Origin of the sequence: Pantoea sp. CTOTU46764, from assembly GCF_031974595.1 — a bacterium.
GTDB lineage: Bacteria > Pseudomonadota > Gammaproteobacteria > Enterobacterales > Enterobacteriaceae > Pantoea > Pantoea trifolii.
The window spans coordinates 1-21,036 of sequence record NZ_DALYOQ010000008.1 but is presented as its reverse complement, the minus strand read 5'-3'; the positions used below and the strand labels follow the sequence as shown (position 1 = coordinate 21,036).

Genomic DNA, 21,036 nt, shown 5'->3' with positions numbered 1-21,036 from the left:
TGAGTTATCTGGCTCTATCCTGGAATGGGGCGGCAGAAGCGGTTAGTCATCAGTCGCTGAGAATATGCACTTTTCTGCCATCGGCGAGGATGTGTGATCCATAGCAAAAGTTAACGACCGGTTAAATTTGCTGAATATATGGAGGATTTTGTCATCGTTTTGGGATGTGATACCGCTCTACATTTTTCCTTTCCATTCCCGCTACAACTAGCCCAGCGTTTGCGCAGCCTTTGTACAACCTTTGTGCTAACGCGCTGATTTTTAGCTGTACCCCACAGAATGATTTGATTGGTAGCGTTTACACCGATTGGTTAATAACAGCCTAAAACAACATTGTGCCGGAGAGCATCATGCATAAATTCACTAAAACGCTGGCGGCGGTTGGTCTCGCTGCGGTTATGTCACAATCCGCTATCGCCGAGACCATGAAACTCGGTTTCCTTGTCAAACAACCGGAAGAGCCCTGGTTCCAGACCGAATGGAAATTCGCGGATAAAGCCGGCAAGGATCTCGGTTTCGAAGTGATCAAAATTGCGGTGCCTGACGGCGAGAAAACCCTCAACGCTATCGATAGCCTCGCCGCCAGCGGCGCGAAAGGTTTTGTTATCTGTACGCCGGATCCCAAACTCGGCTCGGCGATTGTTGCTAAAGCGCGCGGTTACGGTCTGAAAGTGATCGCCGTCGATGACCAGTTCGTCACCGCCAAAGGCAAGCCGATGGATACCGTGCCATTAGTGATGATGGCCGCGACCAAGATCGGCGAGCGTCAGGGACAAGAACTGTATAAAGAGATGCAGAAACGCGGCTGGGATGTGAAAGAGACTGGCGTGATGGCCATCACCGCCAACGAGCTCGACACCGCACGCCGTCGCACCAGCGGTTCGATGGACGCGCTGAAAGCCGCCGGTTTCCCGGAGAAGCAGATTTATCAGGTCCCGACCAAATCCAACGATATCCCAGGCGCGTTTGATGCCGGTAACTCGCTGCTGGTGCAGCATCCGCAAGTGAAGCATTGGCTGATTCTCGGCATGAACGATAACACCGTGCTGGGCGGCGTGCGCGCCACCGAAGGTCAGGGCTTCAAGGCGCCAGACGTGATCGGTATCGGCATCAACGGTGTTGATGCGGTGAGTGAGCTGTCGAAAGGTTCCGCCACCGGCTTCTACGGTTCGCTGCTGCCAAGCCCGGACGTACACGGTTATAAGAGCAGCCAGATGCTCTACAACTGGGTAACCAAAGATCAGGAGCCGCCGAAGTTCACCGAAGTCACCGATGTGGTGCTGATTACCCGCGATAACTTCAAAGCCGAGCTGGATAAGAAAGGGCTGAAGTAAGGAGCAGCGGTTTTGGAAGGTCGCCATAAATGGCGACCCTACGAAGCGGTTTTGTAGGGTGCGCATACATGCGCACCTCAGTCCATGACTTAGGAGTTTCCATGAACACTGATCAAGCCTTTCTGTCGTTTCATGGCATTAGCAAAACCTTTCCTGGCGTGAAAGCGCTGCAGGACATCTCATTCAGCTGCCGTGCCGGAGAAGTGCACGCGCTGATGGGGGAAAACGGTGCCGGTAAATCGACGCTGTTGAAGATCCTCAGCGGCAGCTATCAGCCGAGCGGCGGTGAGATTCGTATCAAAGGCCAGCCGAAGAGTTTTAACACCACCGTGGATGCGCTGGACGCGGGCGTGGCGATCATTTACCAGGAACTGCACTTGGTGCCGGAAATGAGCGTGGCGGAGAACATCTATCTCGGCCAGCTGCCACACAAGCGTGGTTTGGTGAATCGCAAACTGCTGCGCTATGAAGCCGGTTTGCAGCTGCAAAATCTCGGCATGGATATCGATCCGGATATGCCACTGAAATATCTGTCGCTCGGCCAGTGGCAGATGGTGGAGATTGCCAAAGCGCTGGCGCGTAACGCGCGCATCATCGCCTTTGATGAACCGACCAGCTCGCTGTCGGCGCGCGAGATTGAACACTTGTTCCGCGTGATCCGTCAGCTGCGCGAGCAGGGCCGCACCGTACTGTATGTCTCGCACCGCATGGAGGAGATTTTTGCGCTCAGCGACGCTATCACCGTGTTTAAAGATGGTCGCTACGTGCGCACCTTCACCGACATGAAAAACACCCATCACGACGATCTGGTGCAGGCGATGGTGGGACGCAATCTGGGGGATATTTATGGTTACGCGCCGCGTGAACTAGGCCCGGTGCGTCTGCAGCTGGACGCGGTGGAGGCGAAGGGCGTGCGCACGCCGATTTCGTTAACGGTGCGCGCCGGTGAAATCGTGGGCCTGTTTGGCTTAGTGGGCGCGGGACGCAGCGAACTGATGAAAGGGCTGTTCGGTGCCACCAAACTGCGCGGCGGCACCGTGACGCTGGATGGCAACAAGCTCAACATTCGCCAGCCGATCGACGCTATTCGCGCCGGCATCATGCTGTGCCCGGAAGATCGCAAATCGGAGGGCATTATTCCGGTGCATTCGGTACGCGATAACATCAACATCAGCGCGCGTCGCCATAATCTCACCGCTGGTTGCCTGATCAAACCGAGCTGGGAGGCGAAAAACGCCGATATCCACATTCGTTCCCTCAACATCAAAACGCCGGGTCCGCAGCAGTTGATCATGAACCTGTCGGGCGGCAACCAGCAGAAGGCGATTTTGGGCCGCTGGTTGTCGGAAGAGATGAACGTGATTCTGCTGGATGAGCCGACGCGAGGCATTGACGTTGGTGCCAAACACGAAATCTACAACCTGATTTATGCCCTGGCGAAAAAAGGCATTGCGGTGCTATTTGCCTCCAGCGACTTGCCGGAAGTGATGGGATTAGCCGATCGCATTCTGGTGATGCGTGAAGGTGAAATTGCCGGTGAACTGTCCCACGACACGGCCACAGAGCAGCTGACGCTGAGCCTGGCGATGCCGAAAACCACTCAAGCGGCCGCCGTGGCCTGATGTAAAGGAGAGCAATAATGGCTTCATCTACCACTTCCAACACGCCACCGGTGCAGCGCAACGGGCTGCAACTCGGGCGGATTTGGGACAACTTCGGCATGCTGGTGGTGTTCGCACTGCTGTTTATCGTTTGTGCCATTTTCGTGCCGAACTTTGGCTCCATCATCAATATGAAAGGGCTCGGTCTGGCGATGTCGATGTCCGGCATGGTGGCGTGCGGCATGCTGTTCTGCCTCGCCTCCGGCGACTTTGATCTCTCTGTGGCGTCGGTGATCGCCTGCGCCGGTGTGGTCACCGCGGTAGTGATCAACATGACCGAAAGCCTGTGGATTGGCGTCGCGGCCGGTTTATTGCTCGGCATGGCTTCGGGCTTCATCAACGGCTTCGTCATCGCGCGGCTGAAAATCAACGCGCTGATCACCACGCTGGCCACCATGCAGATTGTGCGCGGCCTGGCTTATATCTTTTCCGACGGCAAAGCGGTGGGCATTGAGGACGAGCGCTTCTTTACCCTCGGTTACGCTAACTGGCTCGGCGTACCGGCACCCATCTGGCTCACCATCGCCACCATGGTGCTCTTCGGCTTCTTACTAAACAAAACCACCTTTGGCCGCAATACGCTGGCAATTGGCGGCAACGAAGAAGCGGCACGTCTGGCCGGTGTGCCGGTGGTGCGTACGCGCATCATCATCTTCATCTTGTCGGGTTTAGTGTCGGCGGCGGCGGGCATCATTCTGGCGTCGCGCATGACCAGCGGCCAGCCAATGACGTCGCTCGGTTATGAGCTGATTGTGATTTCGGCTTGCGTGCTGGGCGGCGTTTCGCTGAAAGGCGGCATCGGCAAAATTTCGTATGTGGTAGCGGGCGTGCTGATCCTCGGCACGGTTGAGAATGCGATGAATTTATTGAATATCTCGCCATTCTCACAGTATGTGGTGCGCGGTTTGATACTGTTAGCGGCGGTGATTTTTGACCGCTACAAACAGAAAAGCAAAGCCGCCTGATAACCAAGGCTGAGCGCGCCGGATAGCGGGCGCGCTCGCCGCATTTCACGCGATAAGTGAGGCCACTATGTACCATCGTGAACCCCCGAGTGAGCAGCAGAATCCCTTATTGCCGGGCTATGCGTTCAATGCCTGGCTGGTGGCAGGATTGACGCCGATTAACGCCAATGACGCGCTCGATTTCTTTATCGATCGTCCGCACGGCATGAAAGGCTACATCCTCAATCTGACCATTAAAGGTCAGGGCCGCGTGTTTGATGGTGAATCCGCCTTCGACTGCGAGCCGGGCGATCTGCTGCTGTTTCAACCGAAAACCCCGCACTATTATGGCCGCGCGCCCGATAGCCCGTGCTGGTTCCATCGCTGGGTCTATTTCCGTCCGCGCGCGTACTGGACCGATTGGTTGCAGTGGCAGGATGAAAGTCAGGGCGTAGGGCGTTTGCGTCTGTCAGAAGCGCAGCGTGCCGAATTTGACCGCCTGTTCGCCAGCATCGAACAAACTCACAATTCCGGACGTCGCTTCGCCGAAGAGCTGGCGATGAACCTGCTGGAGCGCCTGCTGCTGCGTGCGGTGGAAGAGGACCCGCGCAGCCATCAACAGATTCGCGATCCACGCGTGATTGAAGCTTGCCAGTACGTCACTAATCATCTGGCGGGCGAAGTGAAGATTGAAGAAGTGGCGCGCCATGTTTGCCTGTCGCCGTCACGGCTGGCGCATCTGTTCCGCGAGCAAATGGGCATTAATCTGCTGCGCTGGCGCGAAGATCAGCGCGTTATCCGCGCCAAACTGCTGCTGCAAACCACCCAGGAACCGATCGCTTCTGTTGGCCGCGAAGTGGGCTACGACGACCAGCTCTACTTCTCGCGCGTGTTCCGCAAACGCGTTGGCGTCAGCCCCAGCGACTTCCGCCGCCGCAGCCAGGATGCGCAGGATGCGTTGGTGGCTCACGAAAGCTGGCAATCCGCACGGAGTGCTATTTCCTGAGTTTTCAGGTGATTCCGCCTTGTTCTTATAGACTGATTCGTCTTAAATCAGTCTGGTAACGAATAAGAGGAATGAGAATGAGCGATAAATTACGTGTCGGCCTAATCGGCTACGGTTTTGCCAGCAAAACCTTTCATGCTCCCTTGATCGCCGGTACGCCGGATGTTGAGCTGGCGGCGATCTCAAGCAGCGATGCCAGCAAAGTGCATGCTGACTGGCCGTCAGTGCAGGTGGTTTCCGATCCTCAGGCGCTGCTGGACGACCCGACACTGCAACTGATTGTTATTCCGACCCCGAATGACACCCATTTCCCCTTAGCTAAAGCGGCACTCAACGCCGGTAAACACGTGGTGGTCGATAAGCCATTTACCGTGACGTTGTCACAGGCGCGTGAACTGGATGCGCTGGCGAAAGCCAAAGGTCTGCTGCTGTCGGTGTTCCATAACCGTCGCTGGGACAGCGATTTCCTGACGCTGAAATCGCTGCTGAACGACGGCACCTTGGGCGAAGTGCGTTACTTCGAATCCCACTTTGACCGTTTCCGCCCGGAAGTGCGTCAGCGCTGGCGTGAAATGAAAGGCGCGGGCAGCGGCATTTGGTTCGATCTTGGTCCGCACGTGCTGGACCAGGCGCTGCAGCTGTTTGGCACGCCGGTCGCCATCAATGTCGATATGGCAGAGCTGCGTCCAGGCGCTCAAACCACCGATTACTTCCATGCCGTGTTGACCTATCCAACGCGCCGCGTGGTGCTGCACGCCAGCATGTTGGTGGCGGCGGAATCAGCACGCTTTGTGGTGCACGGTACGCGCGGCAGCTACGTGAAGTACGGCCTCGATCCGCAGGAAGATCGTCTGAAAGCGGGTGAACGTCCGCCACAGGAAGATTGGGGCTACGACATGCGCAACGGTACGCTGACGCTGGCGGAAGGCGATGTGATGGTGGAGAAAGAGCTGCTGACCTTGCCGGGCAACTATCCAGCATATTATGCAGGCATTCGTGATGCGATTGCGGGCACAGGTGCAAATCCGGTGCAGGCAGAAGAGGCGATTCAGGTGATGGAGTTGATCGAACTGGGCTTACAGTCCGCCGAGAAGCGCCAGACTATGTCGTTGCGTTAATTCGCTTTACTCCCTCTCCCTTTGGGAGAGGGCCGGGGTGAGGGGAAAACACTCCGTGCGCTTTATCCCTCACCCTAACCCTCTCCCGCACGCGGGAGAGGGGATATTATCCCGCCACGCGTGCGCGCAGCGCGGCTTTCTCGGCATCACTCAGGAACGCGATGGTCACGCCATTATCCTGCGCCTGACGCATCTCCTCCGCCGTCAATCCCGCTTGCGGTGCCGCCACTTCATATTCATGTGCCAGCTCAACGCCCTGAACCGCCGGATCGTCAGTATTTATGGTGGCGAGAATGCCATGCTGCAGGAAGGTTTTCAGCGGATGGCTGCTCAGCGACGACACGGTGCTGGTCTGAATATTCGAGGTCAGGCACGATTCAATACCAATACGCTGCTCGGCAAGGAAATCCATCAATGCGCGATCTTCAATCGCCTTCACGCCGTGACCAATACGCTCCGCGCCCAGCTCGCGAATCGCTTGCCAGATGCTTTCCGGGCCTGCGGCTTCACCGGCGTGAACGGTAATGCGGAAACCGGCATCACGCGCACGATTAAAGTGGCTGAGGAATTCGCTGCCTGGGAAGCCTAATTCGTCACCGGCCAAATCGACGGCGGTGATGCCATCGCGATGCGCCAGCAAACCTTCCAGCTCGCGCAGGCAAGCTTCTTCACCAAAGGTACGGCTCATAATGCCGGTCAGGCGCACATCGACGCCGTATTGCTGAATACCGGCCCGCACGCCATCCATCACCGCTTCAACCACGCCGGCAATCGGCAGCTTGTGGGTCATCGCCATATAGCCCGGTGAGAAGCGCAGTTCCGCATAGTGAATGCCGGCGCGCGCCGCATCTTCGACGTTTTCCAGCGCGATACGACGGCAGGCATCAAGATCGCCCAGCACTTTCACGCCCCAGTCGAGTTTTTGCAGGAAGCTCACCAGATCCGGTTCATTCGCGGTGACCTGCACGTGCGGACGCAATGTATCAAGCGAATCAGCGGGCAGCGCAAGATTATGCTGGCGGCCTAAATCGAGAATGGTTTGTGCGCGGATATTGCCATCAAGGTGGCGGTGAATGTCGGTGAGGGGGAGTTTTAGATCAATCATGGCGCACTCGCTTCAGTTTCATAAAGTGCAGAGGATTATAAAAACATCTTGCGCAACAGCGCCAGCGATTTGCGCAAACAGGAAAACGGATGCTGAATTAATCAGCATCCGTCGCATTTCAGAACGATTTTAACCCGGCGATCAGACGATCAAGCCCATCATCCAGCTTGCTGCGCGGGCAACCGGCGTTGAGACGCAGATAACCGCGACTGGCTGCGCCGTAAGTTGAACCGGGCATGATTGCCACTTTGTGTTGATGAATCAGACGCTGTTGCAGCGCCTGTTCGTCAATGCCAAGCGGATTGAGATCGATCCACGCCAGGTAAGTAGCGGCGGGCGGCTGCCAGTTAAGCTGCGGAAACGCCGTGTTCATCCGTCCTGCAATGTGCTGCATATTGCCACGTAAGTGGGTACGCAGCGCATCCAGCCACGGCGCGCCATCACGATACGCGGCGATGGTAGCGGCAAGCGCCATGACTGCCGGCGAGGATAAACCATCCTGCTGCTTCAGCGCGTGGAACCATGCCTGACGATCGCGCTCATCTGGAATGATGCCCCACGCGCCGGTCAGCGCCGGAATGTTGAAGCTCTTGGAGGCCGAGGTGAACAGCGCCCAATCGGACTGCGCAACCTGGCTCCACGGCGTATGCCGCGCATCACTCAGCACCATATCCATATGGATTTCATCGCTGATCACCTTCACGCCATGCTTTTCGCATAGCGCGGCCATCTGGCGCAGCTCGTCTTCGCGCCACACTTTGCCGGTAGGATTATGCGGACTGCACAGCAGCATCACCTTACAGCGCGGACGCGCCAGCAAGCTTTTCAGCTGCGCCATGTCGCAGACCCATTCACTTCCATGGCGCTGCAGCGGCAGCTCCAGCACGCGACGCTGATTGCCGTTGATGGTGTGGTAAAACGCATCGTAAGCAGGCGTGTGGATCAGCACTTCATCGTCCGGCTGCGTCCAGTGGCGCAACAGCTGCGCCACCATGTAAATCACCGACGGACCATAAATCAGCGATTCTGCCGCGACGTCAGTAGCGAAACGGCTGCGCATCCAGTGTTGAATGGCAGACAGAAAATCATCATGCTGCCAGCGGCTGTAACCAAACACCCCGTGCGTGAGGCGCTGTTGCAGCGCCTCGATGATGCAAGGTGCGGTGGCGAAATCCATGTCGGAGATAGTGAAGGGCAGCAAGTCCGTCACGCCAAACCGATCGGCCACGAAATCCCACTGCGTACACCAGCTGCCGTGGCGATCCACCACCTGATTGAAATCAAAACCTTGCATCATTACACCGTCGCGCTCATCAGATGTGCCATCTCATCTTTGACCGACTGCACCTGCGGGCCCATTACCACTTGCAGATTGGTGGCATTAACATGCACCACGCCAATCGCGCCGTTGGCTTTCAGCGTTGCATCATCCACTTTGCTCATATCAACCACGGTAATGCGCAGACGCGTCAGGCAGTTATCCAGTGAAGTGATGTTTTCCACGCCGCCCAGCGCCGACAGAATCGCTGGCGTGTTGAAGCCGGATTTACCGACAGCCGCGCGATTAACCTGCTGCTCCACGCTGTTGCTTTCCACTTCGCGACCTGGCGTTTTGATATTGAAGTGGCTGATGGCAAAACGGAAGATGACGTAATAAGACACAAACCAAACTGCAGCAATCACCGGCACCCAATACCACTTGGTGGAGAGACCGTGCAGCACGCCGAAGACGAAGAAGTCGATCACGTTGCCGTCGGTATTACCGATAGTTACGCCCAGCATCGCCATCACGGTGAAGCCCAAACCGGTCAGCAGTGCGTGGATCAGATACAGCACCGGCGCAACGAACAGGAACAGGAATTCCAGCGGTTCTGTGGTGCCGCCCACGACGCACGCCACCACGCCGGAAATCAGCAGGCCTTTAATTTTATGACGGTTTTCCGGACGGGCGCAGTGATACATCGCCAATGCTGCGCCTGGCAAACCACCGAGGAAGGCCGGCATTTTACCCTGCGACAGGAAGCGTGTGGCGCTCTCGGCAAAGCCGTGCGTATCCGCACATGCCAGCTGCGCCTGGAAGATGGTCAACGCACCGCTGACACTTTTACCGCACACATCCATAGTGCCGCCCGCATCGGTAAAGCGGATGATCGCCACCAGAATGTGCTGCAAACCAAACGGTAAAAGCAGACGTTCGCCGGTACCGAAGATCATCGGGCCAAATTCACCGGCGCTGTTGATCACCCAGCCGAGGCCGGTAATCGCACGGGCGAAGAAGGGCCAGATATGCGGAACCACCAAGCCCAGCACGCCCATCGCCATCGCGGTGACGATCGGTACGAAGCGCGTGCCACCAAAAAACGCCAGCGCATCCGGCAGGCGAATGTTGTGGAAACGCTCATGCAACCAAAACACCACGATACCGACGATCACCGCGCCGAGAATACCGGTGTCTATGGACTGAATGCCGAGGATATTTTGTACGTTATTAGCTTTCAGCACCGCCGCATCGGTGGTTGGCAGAATGCCGTTGATGTTGAGCCAGAAGTTGATGCTCAGGTTCAGCACCGCATAGCCAACAAAACCGGCAAACGCTGCCACGCCTTTGTTCTCGCGCGCCATACCGAGCGGAATGGCAATGGCAAACATCACCGGCAGATAGCTAAAGGCAAAGGAACCGATCTTCGCCAGCCAGATAAACAGATATTGCAGGAAAGGCTGATCGAGCGCGGGGATGAGCGTGAGCACATCGCGGCTGCTGAGCGAACTGCCGATGCCGAGCAGGATACCGCAGAACGAAAGCAGCGCGACGGGCAACATAAAGGTTTTGCCCAGACTTTGGAAAAACTCCCAAAGTGACATTTTGGGACGACTGGCGGACATAGATTCTCCTGGCAATAAAAGTGAAAGGCTTCAATGTGGTCAAGGATGATAAAACGTTTTATCACTTATTTTTGTGGCTATAATCACAAAGAGTGACTAATTGCAGACTTTATTTTTGGTGCAATCAGTGTAACGTTTTACCTCTTTGAATTTGGACGTGGGTAACGGAAGGCTATGTCCCAGCAGAAAACCACTATTCATGATGTGGCGTTGGTCGCCGGGGTGTCGGTCTCTACCGTGTCGTTGGTGCTCTCCGGCAAAGGGCGTATCTCGCCCGCTACGGCCACACGTGTCAATCAGGCGATTGAGCAGCTTGGCTATGTGCGTAATCGTTCGGCCTCAATCTTGCGCGGCGGCGAAAGCGGCGTGATCGGCTTGATCGTGCGCGATCTCAGCCAGCCATTTTATGCTGCGATGACGGCCGGGCTCAGTGAAGTGCTGGAGCAGCAGGGCAAAGTGCTGGTGCTGACACAAAGCGGTCAGCACGGCCAACATCTTAAACGCTGCTTTGACACGCTGGTGGCGCAGGGCGCGGAAGGGATTGTGCTCGGCGGCGCGGTGGCGCAGGCGGAAACGCTGGTGCCGCAGGCGCAGGAACAGAACATCGCCTTAGTCTGTGCCTCGCGCGCCAGCAGCCTGGATAACGTTGACTCATTGCGTCCCGATAATAGTCAGGCGGCGCGCATGGCGACGGAGTATCTGATTCGTCAGGGCCATCAGCGCATCGCCTGGATGGGCGGTTTGGGATCGTCTCTGACGCGCGCCGAGCGGATTGGCGGCTACTGCGCCACTTTATTGCAATACGGTTTGCCGTTTCGATCCGACTGGATTATTGAGTGTGACGATCGCCAACAAAGCGTGTCGGCATTAACGCTGCAATTGTTGCGTCAGCATCCGGGTATTACCGCGATTCTGGCGCATAACGGCAGCACCGCGCTCGGTTGCTATTTTGGTGCGTTACGCTGTGGGCGAACCTTTGGTGAAGGCGCAGTCGATAGCTACTACACGCAGCAACTGGCGCTGGTGGGCTTTAATGACGATCCGCAGCGGGAGTTGCACGATCCCACCATGACCTTTGTCAGCAGCGAAGCGCGTGATGTAGGAAGAAGGGCGGCGGAACGGATGTTGCAGCGGCTGGCGCAGCCGGAATCAGAGATTCAAAGTTTGATTGTGCCGCCGCAGCTGATACGCGGGGAAGTTTAGGGCGGCCAGTTGGCCGCCCCACTAATTACTCTGGCATACCTTCGCTGGTTGGGGCGCCCAGCATATAGCGTGACAGGAACTGCTCCAGCGTCATCTTGTCGCCGTTCATGGTGACCTGACCGTTGCCGTATTGCAGGCTGGTGACGATGTTGTCATCCTGCTGCTGCGTCAGGCGGAACATCTGGCCCATCGCCGCTAAACCTTTCACCTGCTGATCCGCCAGCTTCTGCGCATCATCACCCTGATAACCTTCCGCCAAACCGACATGACGCATGGTTTCTGTCGCCATCGGCATATTGATTGCCAGCTTGCCGTCGAGGGTTTTCAGCACGCGATCCACTGCGGCACCCAAACTCTGCGCTTCGCCGGTCACGGTGGCCGGATCGTTAAAGCCGACGTTCAGGTTAAAGGTGCTTTCACCTTTGTCATTTTTCCAGCTCAACGGTGCGATGCTCAGCGTTGGCGAGCCTTTCAGCAGCGTTGGCAGGTTATTACGCAGGATGGTTTGCACGCTGGCCTGATAGCGAATTGGATCTTCCGCCACGCCCGGCTGGTTCAGCAGGTCCTGCATCTGCGCGTTGTAAGTATCCGAGAAGGCTTTCACCGCCTGTGCATCGAACTGCGCAAACTTCATCGCCAGCTTAGCTTCACCAAATGGCTGTTTCTGCAGGGTGATCTTGTCAACCTTGACGTCCAGCTGCCCGCCAATCTTGCCCTCTTTATTATCGAAGGAAGAGGTGGTTTTCAGCTTCTCCAGTGACAAACCTTCCTGACCGTTGATGCTGGCATCGAGTTTATCCAGGGAGATCGACTGATCGCCAACGCGCACGCCTTCCGGGCTGAGGTGGGTATCGCCGCTCAGCTTCAGGCCATTGAGCGTGAACAGCACTGGCTGTTCCACCTGATTTTTGCTGGTGACCGCGATGCTGGAGAAGTCGCCGTCGAGGCTGACTTTGTCGCCTTTATTGTCGGCGCTGATGTTCAGCGTGCCGCCGTTGGTGGCCAGACGATCACCGGTCTGCGGATTGTTGTAATCCACCGCCAGCAGGTTGAGATCGGTATTGGTTGCACCGCTGTAACCAACGCGGGTATCAGCATTAACCAACGACTTGCCGTTGGTCAGTTCAAACAGTTTCTTCACCGCATCGGTGTTTTCCAGCTCGGTATGCACTGACGCCATGCTTGGGATCAGGCTGCCGCGCTTCAACTGGGCGAACGGGAAAGGACCGTGATCGATAGTCTCGTTCAGCACGATGCTTTGACCTGGCTTCAACAGCGGGTTGTCATTGGTTTGCGAGCTGGCTTGCACCACCAACTTGGTTTTGCTGCTGAACACACCGCGCTGATAATCCTGATAGCTCAGCGTCAGTCGGCTGTTCGGTGCGTAAGCATTCAGCTGCGCATTGGCATTCTGCAACATCTGATCCATGTGGCTTTCCAGTTGTTTACCGGTAAACCATGCAGCACCAGTCCAAATCACGCCGAGCGCCACAATTACACCTACGGCAACCTGGGTCTTTTTCATCGCTGTGTCGTCCTTATCCTTGCGTCCGCACGCCGCTGGTCGGTGCGCGACGGGTGAAGAAAAACGCCCTCAGGCGTTTTAAATTAATAGTTTGAAAGAATAGCAGTTAATGCTGGCAGCGTCACCGGAACTCAGTTGAGCGTATTAAACACGCGCGCCAGACGACCGGTGCCCGCCACGTTGACTGGCGACTCATTGGCAGCGACAAAGCAGGATTCACCTGGCTTTAGCACCAGCTGTTGACCGGACTTCTCAATCACCGCCTGGCCTTCAATGCAGAACAGCAGGGCAGCGCTGTTTTGTGCCAGCGCTTGCGGTGCAGCGGAAAGCCCATGAATGGCAAAGGCAAAATCTTCTACCGGAATCGGGAAGTTCAGGGTTTCGCCGTCGCGCTGCGGCTGCGTCAGCAGCGTCGCGGCCGGTTTTGCCTGGAACTTCAGGTTAGCCAGCAGTTCCGGGATATCGATAAACTTTGGCGTCAAACCGGCGCGCAGCACGTTATCGGAGTTCGCCATCACTTCCAGCGCCACGCCTTTCAGGTAGGCGTGCGGCGTTTCGGCAAACAGGAACATCGCTTCGCCCGGCTGCAGGGTGATCACATTGAGCAGCAGCGGCGAAAACAGCCCGCTGTCGTCTGGATAATCGCTGGCGATGGATTTGATCGTCTGCCACGGTTCGCCTTCACGCGCGTTGAGCGCCGATTTCAGTACGCCGATGGCGCGCGATCTGGCCTCGTCTTGCAGCGACAGCAGCGTGGCGAACAGTTTTGCCAGGTTGGCTTCGTCAGCATTTTCCAGGAAGTGGGCGATTTGCGGATGCGCACCGGCCACCGGTTCCAGCAGCGAAACAATTTCATGCAGCTCGCGGAAACCGTTCATCGCCTGGAATGGCATCAGCGCATACACTAATTCGGGTTTGTGATTGGCATCTTTATAGTTACGTTCAGCGGCGCTGAGTGGAATGCCAGCAGCATTTTCACGCGCAAAACCCTCTTCAGCAGCGGCTTTGCTCGGGTGTACCTGAATCGACAGCGGCTGATCGGCGCACAGCACTTTAAACAGGAACGGCAGCTCGCCGAAACGTTCCGCCACCGCATTGCCTAGCGTGACGACCTTGTCGGCATCAATCACTTCGCGCAGCGAACGCGCTTCACCGTTGACCTCAACGGTCGAAGGGCTTTTCGGGTGTGCGCCCATCCACAGCTCCGCCATCGGCAAACCTTGAGGATTTTCGATGCCGTAGAGTTCTGTCAGCGCAGTTTTGCTGCCCCAGGCGTAATTTTGCAGCGAATTGTTCAATTTTTGCATCGTTTACCCTTAATAACCGTAAGTAAATAGGCTTATTAAAGCAGAAAGTGCCATAGAAAATACACGAACAAGTGCAATAAAGGCTATAAGCTCGCATAATGTTAAATTCTTGTATGTGACAATCTTGCTCGCTCAACGGCGTCGCGGGAAGGCGTTTAGAGCGGAAACCTCAAAATCTGAGCTAAGGAGACGTAGTCATGGCAGCCAATCGCATTGAAAAAGACTCAATGGGACCGATCGAAGTACCGGCAGATAAGTTGTGGGGCGCACAAACCCAGCGTTCGCTGGAACATTTCAAAATCTCAACCGAGAAAATGCCAGTGGCATTGGTGCATGCGCTGGCGCTGACCAAGCGTGCGGCGGCGCAGGTGAACCAGGATCTCGGCTTGCTTCCTGCCGATCGCGCTCAGGCGATTCTTAAAGCCGCCGACGAAGTGCTGGCAGATAAACACAGCGATGAGTTTCCGCTGGCGATCTGGCAGACCGGCTCCGGCACCCAGACCAACATGAACATGAATGAAGTGCTGGCCAACCGCGCCAGTGAAATTCTTGGCGGCGAGCGTGGCATGTCGCGTTTGGTACACCCCAATGACGACGTGAATAAAAGCCAAAGCTCCAATGATGTGTTCCCCACCGCCATGCACGTGGCCGCGGTCATCGCCGTGCGGGAGCAGCTGATTCCGCAGATTCACGTGTTGAAAAAGACGCTGAGTGAGAAGTCCGACGCCTTCAAAGATATCGTCAAGATTGGTCGTACCCACTTGCAGGATGCGACCCCGTTGACGCTCGGCCAGGAGATCTCCGGCTGGGTGGCGATGCTCGAGCACAATCTCAAGCACATCGAAAACAGTATTCCGCACGTGGCGGAGCTGGCGCTGGGCGGCACCGCCGTTGGTACCGGCCTGAATACCCATCCTGAATACGCGGTACGTGTGGCGAAAGCGCTGGCCGATTTGACCAAACAGCCGTTTGTTACCGCGCCGAACAAGTTTGAAGCGCTGGCGACCTGCGATGCGCTGGTCCACGCACACGGAGCGCTGAAAGGTTTGGCAGCTTCGCTGATGAAAATTGCCAACGACGTACGCTGGCTGGCTTCCGGCCCGCGTTGCGGCATCGGCGAACTGGCGATCCCGGAAAACGAACCTGGCAGCTCAATTATGCCGGGCAAAGTGAACCCGACGCAGTGCGAAGCGCTGACCATGCTGTGTTGCCAGGTGATGGGCAACGACGTGGCGGTGAACATTGGCGGCGCGTCCGGCAACTTTGAGCTCAACGTGTTCCGTCCAATGGTGATCCACAACTTCCTGCAATCGGTGCGTCTGCTGGCCGACGGTATGGACAGCTTCAATCACCACTGCGCGATTGGCATTGAGCCGGTACGCGAGCGTATCGATCAGTTGCTGAACGAATCGCTGATGTTGGTCACCGCGCTGAATACCCATATCGGTTACGACAAAGCGGCGGAAATCGCCAAAAAAGCGCATAAAGAGGGCCTGACGCTGAAAGGCTCGGCGCTGAAGCTCGGCTATCTGACCGAAGAGCAGTTCGATGAGTGGGTACGTCCGGAAGAGATGGTTGGCAGCATGAAGCAATAGCGGTTGAAAAAGCTAAGGCCGTTCAAATGAACGGCCTTTTTCGTTTACAACTGCCCGCTATACAGCACTGGACCGGTTGGCTGGCCCGTTGGCGAGCCGCCGCGCGGTTCAAGGCTGATAGCGATCACGCCTGAACGAGAAATCGTGCTATTTAACGCAACATCGGTTGCCTTCTGGTTATCCAATAAACCCAGCGAAATCGGCGCTTTACCTGGCGGAATCAGCCACAGCTGCAAACTGGTGTTATCGGCGATGGCCACCGGATGTAACGGCGTCAGGCTCAGCTGCGCCAGTTTGCTGTCCGCGCTGACCACCCATTGCTGTTGATGCTGAGCATCGTTAAGTACTGTCAACGGCGTTAACGTTGGTGGCTGCAGGAACAGTGAGGCGAGCAGGGCGATTGCCGCGAAACTGGCGGCCGCCAGCCAGCCCGCATTATGACGTTTGGCTCGAATCGCGCGTTGCTCAGGCAAGCTCAACGTAATCTTCTTCCACACCTTTTCCGGCGGCGTGACGGGCGCAAGCTGATTATCAAGGCCCGCCAGCAGGGTTTGCCAGCGTGCGACATTAGCCGCGAGTTCAGGTTCGTTGCGCAGCCGGCGCTCAAAGCGCAAACGCGCCAGCTCGCTTAAGGTGCCCAGCGCATACTCGGCCGCTAAGGCATCATCGCGTTGTACGTTTTCGTTCATAGGCCCACACACTCCCGCAGATGCTCCAGCGCGCGGCGAATCCAGCTTTTAACCGAGCCAACCGGCTGTTGTAGCCAGGCGGCAATATCACTGTGGGACATCCCCTGATAATAGGCGAGCGTGATGCTTTGCTGCTGTTCGCTGCTCAGATGACCAATGCAGTGTCGCAGGCGATCGGCTTGCGCCGGATCGTGCCAGGTATTCTGTTCGTCTTCCGCCGTTATCTGCAGCAGATCGTCAAACTCTTCTGTATTGAGCGTCATGCGCGCTTGTCCGCTGCGTAACCCGTCAATGCAGCGATTGCGCACAATGTGCGTCATCCATGTCATCGGCGCGCTAAGGGCGGCATCGTAGGCGTTGGCGCGGTTCCAGATAGTGAGATAGCAATCGTGCAGCACCTCTTCCGCCCAGCCTTGCTGGCGTAACATACGCAGGGTGAGGGCGAAAAGATGTGGCGAAGTCAGTCGATAGAGTTGTTCAAACGCGCGGCGATCGCCCTGTGCGATCGCCGGCAATAACGTCACTAATTGTTCTGTTAGCCTATTATCCATCATCTTCCCGGTTGGCTAAAATGCCCAACCCGAGTATAGGCAATTACTTAGGCATTAAGACGGTATCAATCACATCAATCACACCATTTTTCTGATTGACGTCATAAGTACTGATATTCGCCACATTGCCTTGACCATCTTTCAGCTGAATATTGTGCGGGCCATTATTCATAATCCACAACGGTTGGCCATTGACGGTTTTCAGCTCGGCATGACCGCCACCTTGCTTGATTTTCATCTCCAGCGCTTTCATGTCGTATTTGCCCGCCACCACATGATAAGTCAGGATGCTGGTCAACTTCGCTTTGTTCTCCGGTTTCACCAGGCTTTCAACGGTGCCCGCTGGCAATTTGGCGAAGGCCGCATTGGTTGGCGCGAAGACGGTAAACGGACCTTTACCTTCGAGGGTTTCCACCAAGCCCGCCGCTTTGACGGCAGCAACCAGCGTGGTGTGATCTTTGGAGTTCAGCGCGTTTTCAACGATGTTTTTTTGTGGATACATCGCTGCTCCGCCTACCATCACGGAGCCATTATCCATCGCGGCGAATGCGCCTGCGGTGAACAGTAAAGTGCTGGATACGACTGCAATGCCCATTAGCTTTTTCATCATAAATCCTCGTAGTAGGGAGCGAAGAAGTTGCTCACACTCTGATATACGAGGACAGGTGATGAATTGGATGCAGTGATTTTGAAATTTATTTTTAAACCTGCCGATCGCTCCATAAATGCAGGCGCGGAATGATCAGATGCAGCGGCTCGGCCAGCGGTTTGTGGCGATAAGCCACGTTATCGGCATCGTAGTTCAGCAGCTCACCCAAAATCGGTACCTGGGTGCGATCGCGGCACAGCACCAGCAGCGGAGAAGGGCAGGCAAGCTGCACCTGTTTCTTTTCGCTGGCGCGCCACACGCGGGCAATCGGCTGCACTTTTACCGGACGCTTGATTTTAAGCTTCGCACCCGCCGGTAACGCGAGGATCGCTTCCAGCTCCAATTGCACTTTTTCCGCCCACTGCTCGCGCGTCCACGGCGCCTGAGCGCGATTGGCCTTTAGGCTGCGCTCCAGCTGTTCCACCACCTCATCACGGGTAACGTTTTTGATGATATTTTTATTCGCCCAGCCGAAGCGCAAACTGTCCGGCGAGTTAAGCAGCGTCACGCTGCGGTAAGCGTTAAGAGTAATTAACCCGCGCAGATGCTGGTGGACAAACTCAAAACGCGCCTCGCTCGGCAAGCCCGATTCCACGGTTATCAGCTGTTCCAGCCGCTGCTTCAGGGTATTTATCTCCGCAACCTGCTGCGTAATCTGTTCATACACATCGCCGTCGGCTTCGATGCAAATCGCGCCCGGTAGGCGCACGGCGGCTTTGGTGCTGAGTTTTTCCGATTGATGCTGCATAAACAGGCGGCAATAGTGCGCCAGCGCCATGTCGCGTGCCGTTTTGCCAAGATGCTGCGTCACCGCGATGCGTTCAATTTCATCATGCTCGCGGCCTTTCTCGATTTCCGGCAGGCTAAACACGCGCGCAATCAGCAGCGGTTGCTGCTCAATCTGATGACGCAACGCGGCTAAACCTGCTTCCAGCGCGTTGACGCAGTCGTGCAGGTCGGCAACCAAATCATAACGAGCCATAAATGGCCTCCATAGTTACAACATACTTTTCAGTGTACTGGCTTAGGCGCTGGTCTGCCAGCGCCGCGCAAGGATTTTGTTAAGCAGCCAACGGCGGGATTTTTCCAGCGGGATGAACGTGTTATAACAATACTTTGCCTGCTAATGGATAATTGTTGTGAAGCCTCAGCCAAAGCCACCTGCCGCCGCCATCGTTACGCTTGGATTAGTGCAAATCCTGTCATGGGGCGGATCCTTCTATCTTATGGCGGTGATGGCCAATCCCATCGTGGCGGAAACCGGTTGGTCGCAACAATGGGTGTATGGCGCGCTATCGCTCGGCATGCTGATTTCCGGTTTGCTGGCACCGCTGAGCGGGCGACTGATTTCCCGCACTTATGGCCGAGCATTGCTGGCGGCGAGCGGGGCGGTGATGGCGCTTGGTCTGGTGATTATGGGATTGAGTCATAACCTGCCGCTGTTTCTGTTTGCCTGGCTGATTATCGGCATGGGTATGGCGATGGGCCTGTACGATGCGCTGTTTGCCACGCTCGGTACGCTGTACGGCGGCCAGGCGCGCGGCGCAATTACCGGCATCACGTTAATCTCCGGCTTCTGTACCACGATAGTATGGCCGGGTACCGCGCTGTTGATTCACTGGCTGGATTGGCGCGGTGCCTGTTTTGCTATCGCCGGATTGTTGTGTGTTTCAGTATTGCCCGCGTATCTTTACGCGCTTCCCGCGCCAGAAGGGAAAATCGCCGCCGCGAAAGCAAAACCCACCGCGCAGGGCGACGAACTGGCGCCAACGCTGTTTTGGCTGCTGTGCAGCATCTTCACTCTCGCATCGGTGATCATGACGGCCATTTCGGTGCAGCTGATCACCTTGCTGCAGGCCAGCGGGCACACGCTGGCGTCGGCGCTGGCCATCAGCGCGATTCTCGGCCCGTGTCAGGTCGGATCACGCATCGTGGATATCGCCTTTAAGCGCGGTCATCCAATCTGGACCACCTTTTTCTCGGTGGGATTAGTGGCGCTCGGCTTGCTGCTGCTGGCGTGTTATCCGCAGTTTGCGGTGCTCAGCATGGTGCTGTACGGTGCCGGAAATGGTTTGCGCGCCATTGTGCGGGGAACTTTACCGCTGGTGATGGTCAAACCAGAGGCTTATGCGATTGTGGTCGGGCGCATGGCGCGTCCCGCCTTGATCGGTCAGGCATTGACGCCGCTGGTTGGCGGCTATGTGTTTCAGCACCTCGGAGCCAGCGCCACGCTGTGGTTGTTATGCGTTCTGGCGTTGATTAACGTGCTGTTGGTGGTGTTTTTGCAGCAGAAGTTGCCGCAGGCCAGCCCACAGTCGGATAGGGGAGTGATAAACTAAGCAGCCTGTGCGCTTCTGCCCGATTAAATGGGGAATACGTGCCTGGATCACGGACGTTGACTTCTAAAAAGCAACAGTGTTTGTTATATTTATTGCTCATTGATTACTCACTGTCGCGGCATAAAAACAACAAGATAACCGCAACTCAGGATACAGAAATGCTTGATTACCGCTTCCCGACAGCTTTGCAGATGGTTTTGAGCGTAGCGATGGCGGAGCAACTGGGTAAACGCTCGACCAGTGCCATTTTGGCGTATGGTCTTGAAGCGAACCCCAGTTTCATTCGGAAACTTATGGTTCCGCTCACGCGTGACGGCATCATCGTCTCAACGCTTGGCCGCACCGGCTCGATTCATTTGGGTCGCCCGGCCGCTGAGATCACGCTGCGCGACATTTATACGTCTGTGATTGAAGATAAAAAACTCTGGGCATCGCGCCCTGATGTGGCACCGCGCTGTTTGGTCAGCGCCAACCTGTGTTGGTATTTCAAATCGATTGCGGAAGAGGCTGAAGAAGCGTCGCTGAAAGTGCTGGAAACCCGCACCGTCGCGGACGCGCTGGCTGAGCTGAAGCATAACGACACCAGCAACTGCGAAGAGCTGCCCGACCTCGAACTCGCCGACCTGTGTAAGAAAGGCCGCTAAAACCACACCCCGTAAGGTCGCCATTCATGGCGTAATGCCGCTCAGTTAAGCGCAGAGCGACTTTCGTTCGCCATGTGCTGAGGCAGTTGCAGCACCTTCGTGCGGCGACCGAGCAGAGGACGCCTGGCCGCGCCCTCTGCACTCCCGGGCCTTGCGCCAGCCCAACCCGCCGCTTCGCGGTACCTTCACTCATTCACGATTCCTGACGGACCGGTGTCGATTCGCTCCTGCTCAGCGCCACCTCTCGCCGCATCCATGCGGCTCGCCCTGGAATCCCTCATTCGCTCAGCGGGTTAGGATGTCGCTTCAACACCCGTGCTGCAGCAACAATGCATTTTCCTGGCTCACAATCGCTGCAAATCCCATAGGGTCGCCATTCATGGCGACCTGGTGCGCATGAATACGTTCCCAACGAAAAACCATATCGGGCACTGTCATCACAGGCGGCGGTGTTGCGCGCCATCCGCAGCGCCGAGCGCAGAG

General features: G+C 56.4%; 18 protein-coding genes. 9 read left to right on the top strand and 9 right to left on the bottom strand.

All coding sequences use genetic code 11. From position 1 onward, the window contains the following. Positions 1-350: 350 nt before the first annotated feature. The 5 genes from RTM06_RS04825 to RTM06_RS04805 all read left to right on the top strand — a co-directional run bounded on the left by RTM06_RS04825 (position 351) and on the right by RTM06_RS04805 (position 6,063). A complete protein-coding gene (locus tag RTM06_RS04825) occupies positions 351-1,334 on the top strand; it encodes an arabinose ABC transporter substrate-binding protein (RefSeq protein WP_312180335.1) in 984 nt (327 codons plus the stop codon). 101 nt (positions 1,335-1,435) lie between these two features. Beyond that, positions 1,436-2,956, top strand: coding sequence for an L-arabinose ABC transporter ATP-binding protein AraG (gene araG / locus RTM06_RS04820; protein ID WP_312180333.1), 1,521 nt, complete (start codon positions 1,436-1,438; stop codon positions 2,954-2,956). A gap of 17 nt (positions 2,957-2,973) precedes the next feature. Beyond that, a complete protein-coding gene (gene araH, locus RTM06_RS04815) occupies positions 2,974-3,960 on the top strand; it encodes an L-arabinose ABC transporter permease AraH (RefSeq protein WP_312180331.1) in 987 nt (328 codons plus the stop codon). Positions 3,961-4,027: 67 nt separating this feature from the next. Continuing rightward, the gene (gene araC / locus RTM06_RS04810; RefSeq protein WP_008110234.1) at positions 4,028-4,945 is read left to right on the top strand and encodes an arabinose operon transcriptional regulator AraC; all 918 of its coding nucleotides are present in this window, start codon (positions 4,028-4,030) and stop codon (positions 4,943-4,945) included. A 77-nt stretch (positions 4,946-5,022) separates the two neighbouring features. Continuing rightward, positions 5,023-6,063 carry an oxidoreductase gene (locus tag RTM06_RS04805; protein WP_008110233.1) on the top strand — a complete coding sequence of 347 codons (1,041 nt, stop codon included), beginning with the start codon at positions 5,023-5,025 and terminating at the stop codon, positions 6,061-6,063. Between the two features lie 106 nt (positions 6,064-6,169). Here the strand turns inward: RTM06_RS04805 and add are convergent, their stop codons facing one another. The 3 genes from add to malX form a co-directional block, all read right to left on the bottom strand. Next, the gene (gene add, locus RTM06_RS04800) at positions 6,170-7,168 is read right to left on the bottom strand and encodes an adenosine deaminase (protein ID WP_312180329.1); all 999 of its coding nucleotides are present in this window, start codon (positions 7,166-7,168) and stop codon (positions 6,170-6,172) included. Between the two features lie 118 nt (positions 7,169-7,286). Beyond that, positions 7,287-8,465 carry a MalY/PatB family protein gene (locus RTM06_RS04795; RefSeq protein WP_312180328.1) on the bottom strand — a complete coding sequence of 393 codons (1,179 nt, stop codon included), beginning with the start codon at positions 8,463-8,465 and terminating at the stop codon, positions 7,287-7,289. Beyond that, positions 8,465-10,051, bottom strand: a complete 1,587-nt coding sequence (gene malX, locus RTM06_RS04790) for a maltose/glucose-specific PTS transporter subunit IIBC (protein ID WP_265296869.1) — start codon at positions 10,049-10,051, stop codon at positions 8,465-8,467. The genes RTM06_RS04795 and malX overlap by 1 nt, the downstream gene beginning before the upstream one ends. Before the next feature lie 174 nt (positions 10,052-10,225). Here malX and malI point away from each other — a divergent pair, with 174 nt between their 5' ends. Next, a complete protein-coding gene (gene malI / locus RTM06_RS04785) occupies positions 10,226-11,254 on the top strand; it encodes a Mal regulon transcriptional regulator MalI (RefSeq protein ID WP_312180324.1) in 1,029 nt (342 codons plus the stop codon). 25 nt (positions 11,255-11,279) lie between these two features. Here the strand turns inward: malI and RTM06_RS04780 are convergent, their stop codons facing one another. Both RTM06_RS04780 and manA read right to left on the bottom strand, forming a co-directional pair. Then, positions 11,280-12,779, bottom strand: coding sequence for a YdgA family protein (locus tag RTM06_RS04780; protein ID WP_312180322.1), 1,500 nt, complete (start codon positions 12,777-12,779; stop codon positions 11,280-11,282). Between the two features lie 131 nt (positions 12,780-12,910). Next, complete coding sequence (gene manA / locus RTM06_RS04775) at positions 12,911-14,086, bottom strand: mannose-6-phosphate isomerase (protein WP_312180320.1); 1,176 nt, start codon at positions 14,084-14,086, stop codon at positions 12,911-12,913. Positions 14,087-14,283: 197 nt separating this feature from the next. Between manA and fumC the strand changes: the two genes are divergently transcribed. Continuing rightward, positions 14,284-15,681, top strand: a complete 1,398-nt coding sequence (gene fumC, locus RTM06_RS04770; RefSeq protein WP_154152367.1) for a class II fumarate hydratase — start codon at positions 14,284-14,286, stop codon at positions 15,679-15,681. Positions 15,682-15,725: 44 nt separating this feature from the next. Here fumC and RTM06_RS04765 read toward each other — a convergent pair whose 3' ends face one another. The 4 genes from RTM06_RS04765 to tus all read right to left on the bottom strand — a co-directional run bounded on the left by RTM06_RS04765 (position 15,726) and on the right by tus (position 18,552). Beyond that, on the bottom strand, positions 15,726-16,370 hold the full coding sequence (locus RTM06_RS04765) for an anti-sigma factor domain-containing protein (protein ID WP_312180319.1): 645 nt from the start codon (positions 16,368-16,370) through the stop codon (positions 15,726-15,728). Continuing rightward, positions 16,367-16,921 carry a sigma-70 family RNA polymerase sigma factor gene (locus RTM06_RS04760; protein WP_008110146.1) on the bottom strand — a complete coding sequence of 185 codons (555 nt, stop codon included), beginning with the start codon at positions 16,919-16,921 and terminating at the stop codon, positions 16,367-16,369. The genes RTM06_RS04765 and RTM06_RS04760 overlap by 4 nt, the downstream gene beginning before the upstream one ends. A gap of 43 nt (positions 16,922-16,964) precedes the next feature. Beyond that, entirely contained in the window at positions 16,965-17,528 is a 564-nt protein-coding gene (locus tag RTM06_RS04755) for a fasciclin domain-containing protein (RefSeq protein ID WP_222210489.1), read from the bottom strand. A gap of 94 nt (positions 17,529-17,622) precedes the next feature. Continuing rightward, a complete protein-coding gene (gene tus / locus RTM06_RS04750; RefSeq protein WP_312180316.1) occupies positions 17,623-18,552 on the bottom strand; it encodes a DNA replication terminus site-binding protein in 930 nt (309 codons plus the stop codon). 157 nt (positions 18,553-18,709) lie between these two features. Here tus and RTM06_RS04745 point away from each other — a divergent pair, with 157 nt between their 5' ends. Both RTM06_RS04745 and RTM06_RS04740 read left to right on the top strand, forming a co-directional pair. After that, positions 18,710-19,909 carry an MFS transporter gene (locus RTM06_RS04745; RefSeq protein ID WP_409455788.1) on the top strand — a complete coding sequence of 400 codons (1,200 nt, stop codon included), beginning with the start codon at positions 18,710-18,712 and terminating at the stop codon, positions 19,907-19,909. 158 nt (positions 19,910-20,067) lie between these two features. Then, the gene (locus RTM06_RS04740; RefSeq protein ID WP_008110154.1) at positions 20,068-20,553 is read left to right on the top strand and encodes an RrF2 family transcriptional regulator; all 486 of its coding nucleotides are present in this window, start codon (positions 20,068-20,070) and stop codon (positions 20,551-20,553) included. The last annotated feature ends 483 nt before the right edge of the window (positions 20,554-21,036 follow it).

What these genes read in the sequence shown, in the direction of transcription:
- RTM06_RS04825 (WP_312180335.1), top strand. Translation starts at nt 351, where the DNA reads ATGCATAAATTCACTAAAACGCTGGCGGCGGTTGGTCTCGCTGCGGTT.
- araG (WP_312180333.1), top strand. Translation starts at nt 1,436, where the DNA reads ATGAACACTGATCAAGCCTTTCTGTCGTTTCATGGCATTAGCAAAACC.
- araH (WP_312180331.1), top strand. Translation starts at nt 2,974, where the DNA reads ATGGCTTCATCTACCACTTCCAACACGCCACCGGTGCAGCGCAACGGG.
- araC (WP_008110234.1), top strand. Translation starts at nt 4,028, where the DNA reads ATGTACCATCGTGAACCCCCGAGTGAGCAGCAGAATCCCTTATTGCCG.
- RTM06_RS04805 (WP_008110233.1), top strand. Translation starts at nt 5,023, where the DNA reads ATGAGCGATAAATTACGTGTCGGCCTAATCGGCTACGGTTTTGCCAGC.
- add (WP_312180329.1), bottom strand. Translation starts at nt 7,168, where the DNA reads ATGATTGATCTAAAACTCCCCCTCACCGACATTCACCGCCACCTTGAT.
- RTM06_RS04795 (WP_312180328.1), bottom strand. Translation starts at nt 8,465, where the DNA reads ATGATGCAAGGTTTTGATTTCAATCAGGTGGTGGATCGCCACGGCAGC.
- malX (WP_265296869.1), bottom strand. Translation starts at nt 10,051, where the DNA reads ATGTCCGCCAGTCGTCCCAAAATGTCACTTTGGGAGTTTTTCCAAAGT.
- malI (WP_312180324.1), top strand. Translation starts at nt 10,226, where the DNA reads ATGTCCCAGCAGAAAACCACTATTCATGATGTGGCGTTGGTCGCCGGG.
- RTM06_RS04780 (WP_312180322.1), bottom strand. Translation starts at nt 12,779, where the DNA reads ATGAAAAAGACCCAGGTTGCCGTAGGTGTAATTGTGGCGCTCGGCGTG.
- manA (WP_312180320.1), bottom strand. Translation starts at nt 14,086, where the DNA reads ATGCAAAAATTGAACAATTCGCTGCAAAATTACGCCTGGGGCAGCAAA.
- fumC (WP_154152367.1), top strand. Translation starts at nt 14,284, where the DNA reads ATGGCAGCCAATCGCATTGAAAAAGACTCAATGGGACCGATCGAAGTA.
- RTM06_RS04765 (WP_312180319.1), bottom strand. Translation starts at nt 16,370, where the DNA reads ATGAACGAAAACGTACAACGCGATGATGCCTTAGCGGCCGAGTATGCG.
- RTM06_RS04760 (WP_008110146.1), bottom strand. Translation starts at nt 16,921, where the DNA reads ATGGATAATAGGCTAACAGAACAATTAGTGACGTTATTGCCGGCGATC.
- RTM06_RS04755 (WP_222210489.1), bottom strand. Translation starts at nt 17,528, where the DNA reads ATGAAAAAGCTAATGGGCATTGCAGTCGTATCCAGCACTTTACTGTTC.
- tus (WP_312180316.1), bottom strand. Translation starts at nt 18,552, where the DNA reads ATGGCTCGTTATGATTTGGTTGCCGACCTGCACGACTGCGTCAACGCG.
- RTM06_RS04740 (WP_008110154.1), top strand. Translation starts at nt 20,068, where the DNA reads ATGCTTGATTACCGCTTCCCGACAGCTTTGCAGATGGTTTTGAGCGTA.